Origin of the sequence: Arthrobacter vasquezii (assembly GCF_029455255.1) — a bacterium.
Lineage (GTDB): Bacteria > Actinomycetota > Actinomycetes > Actinomycetales > Micrococcaceae > Arthrobacter_D > Arthrobacter_D parietis.
Window position 1 is genome coordinate 1 of the sequence record NZ_JAROKN010000141.1, and the last position, 532, is coordinate 532.

At 61.5% G+C, this 532-nt stretch carries 1 protein-coding gene; it reads left to right on the top strand.

The window, feature by feature from the left end:
• Positions 1 to 140 precede the first annotated feature (140 nt).
• A partial coding sequence (locus tag P4U43_RS17990) for a MerR family transcriptional regulator (protein WP_277359962.1) occupies positions 141 to 532 on the top strand: 392 nt, incomplete at its 3' end.

Consider the following 532-nt stretch of genomic DNA (forward strand, 5'->3'; position numbering starts at 1 on the left):
TCGCCTGTCCAGACTTGCCAAGCTGATAGCCGTTCTCACACGCAAGATCATCTACGGCTTCGACGGCGTGGGGTGTTGACTTTACGCTTACGTAAGGGGCAATTATGCGCCGCAAGGAAATCCAATAAGGGAGGCCGAGCATGCGCCCGGAACTGCGTCGACCCGAGCGGACCTTCACCATCCGCCAGCTGTGCGTGGAGTTCAAAGTCACCCCGCGCGCCCTGCGCTTCTACGAGGACAAGGGGCTGCTCGCCCCAGCCCGCGACGGCATGAACCGCGTCTACAATCACCGCGACCGTGCTCGGTTGCAGCTGATCCTGCGTGGCAAGCGGGTCGGCTTCAGCCTGTCGGAGATCAGGGAAATCCTCGAGCTCTACGACGAGAAGGACGGCGGCGCGGCGCAGATGGCCCGCTCACTCAAAAAATTCCGCGAGCGCATCGAGGCCCTGAAGTCGCAGCGTGAAGACATCGAGGGTGCGATCCAAGCTCTGGAAGACGGGTGCGTGCACCTGGAATCGCAATTGGCGCATAT